The sequence below is a fragment of the Pontibacter sp. HJ8 genome, assembly GCF_054824225.1.
Genome location: NZ_JSYF01000572.1, coordinates 1 through 1,124, shown reverse-complemented (window position 1 = coordinate 1,124; position 1,124 = coordinate 1). Strand labels below are relative to the sequence as shown.

At 51.1% G+C, this 1,124-nt stretch carries 1 protein-coding gene and 1 pseudogene; one reads left to right on the top strand and one right to left on the bottom strand.

Annotation, left to right across the window (positions count from 1 at the left end; genetic code table 11):
- Positions 1-291 (bottom strand): annotated as a pseudogene (locus tag OB13_RS19515) (TVP38/TMEM64 family protein); the annotation flags it as partial.
- Positions 292-464: 173 nt separating this feature from the next.
- Between OB13_RS19515 and OB13_RS19510 the strand changes: the two are divergent.
- Positions 465-1,124: trans-sulfuration enzyme family protein (locus tag OB13_RS19510; protein WP_461491860.1), on the top strand; the 660-nt coding region annotated here is incomplete at its 3' end.

The window sequence follows — 1,124 nt, the reverse complement described above, 5'->3', positions numbered from 1 at the left end:
AATGCCATACGATATCACCACACCTGGGAATCCCGGCCAGCCCAGGTAGAAGCCGCTGACCAGGGCTACAAAGGTAGTCGGCGTCAAGGCCAGCGACATGGTAATGGAGATCACGGTAAAGTATAGGAGCATCTGCACCCAACTCAGATTCTGCAGCAGGCCCTCATACTGGTACAGAAAAATGGCCAGGGTGGAGCTCACCACAATCGGCACCACGACCAACAGCAACATAGAGACAAACGAAGAAGCATTTTCCCGTATAAAAGTCCGCAGCATGGACAATTTAAGCATGGACAGAAAGTTTAAGGATGTACGATAAACGGTATTCAACTGAATATAGCCGGAAGTGAGGCTTTTGTTTGTAAACCAACCCGCTGTTTTAGAAAGCAGGAGTACCATTCATCTGCTTAAGAAGTAAATTTAGTAACTTGCAGCATACCATTTATACCTAAAAAATATAACGTATGAAATTCGGAACAAAAGCTATACATGCTGGTGTGGAGCCAGACCCAACGACAGGCGCCATCATGACGCCTATTTACCAGACCTCTACTTACGTGCAAAAGTCGCCGGGCGACCATAAAGGATACGAGTACTCCCGTACCCACAACCCAACCCGCACGGCGCTGCAGAACGCCCTGGCGGAGCTGGAGAACGGCAAGCACGGGCTTTGCTTTGCTTCAGGTATGGCGGCCATCGATACCATCATCAAAATGCTGAAGCCGGGCGATGAAGTTATTTCGACCAACGACTTATACGGTGGCAGCTACCGCATCTTCACCAAGATATTCGCCAACTACGGCCTCAAGTTTCACTTTACGGACATGAGCGACCTGAGCAAAGTGGAGGCGCTGGTGAATGAGAACACGCGCATGATCTGGGTGGAGACGCCTACCAACCCGCTGCTCAACATCATTGACATCAAAGGCTGCGCGGCCATCGCCAAAAAGCACAACCTGCTTCTGGTAGCCGACAACACCTTTGCCACGCCATACCTGCAAACGCCCCTTGACCTGGGCGCTGACATCGTGATGCACTCGCTCACTAAGTACATGGCCGGACACTCGGACGTAGTAATGGGCGCCGTGGTTGTGAAGGATGATGAACTGCACGAGAAGCTTGCC